The organism is Pseudomonas sp. 2822-17 (assembly GCF_002742485.1).
In the GTDB taxonomy this organism is placed as follows: domain Bacteria; phylum Pseudomonadota; class Gammaproteobacteria; order Pseudomonadales; family Pseudomonadaceae; genus Aquipseudomonas; species Aquipseudomonas cyclaminis.
Genome location: NZ_LJRZ01000270.1, coordinates 1 through 701, shown reverse-complemented (window position 1 = coordinate 701; position 701 = coordinate 1). Strand labels below are relative to the sequence as shown.

The 701-nt window shown below is 59.3% G+C and carries 1 pseudogene; it reads right to left on the bottom strand.

The features are described 5' to 3' along the window. Positions 1 to 701: pseudogene (locus AOA60_RS03765) on the bottom strand (RHS repeat domain-containing protein); the annotation flags it as partial.

Below are 701 nucleotides of genomic sequence, written 5' to 3'. Positions count from 1 at the left end.
CCGTATTTGTTGTAGCTGTAGTCGGTGATGTGACCGTCGGGATCGGTCCTACGCGTCACGTCGCCCTGATCGTTGCGCTCGTACTTCCAAACCGCTGAGCCTCGCCTTACAACCCGTACGAAGCCGTTGTCATGCTCGTAGGAAGTGGGCTCATCGTCCCCCGGAAACAACGCCACCAAGCGTCCGGCCTCGTCGTACTGATACGCCGTCACCGCGCCCAGCGGGTCCTGCTCGACCGTCAGCCGGCCTTTATCGTCGTAGGATTTGAAATGCTCGGCACCGTCCGGATCAATACGCTGCACCAGCCGTGCGCGGTCATCGTGGACATACACTTCCTGGCTGCCATCGGCGTTGTGCACCACAACGCTGCCGTCATCCCCCCACACATACCGCGTATCCATCTGCGAAAAACTGGCCCAATGCCGGACACATCGCGCCGCTTTACCAGACCGTTCCCACGCCCAAAAGAAGCTCGCCCCACCGGCCAACCCACGTTCAAGAATCACGTGCTGATCGTCGTAGCGATAAACCTCGCTTTCACCGACGGCATTGGTCGCTGAGACCAGTCGGCCTATGTCGTCGTAGACGTAGGAAACAACGCTGTGCTCTGTGATCCAAGCGTAAGGCTCATGTCCCTTGGCCCGTTGAACCTGGTAGTCCACCGCCACAATGCGGCCCGACTCATAGCGTAAAAACAGCGC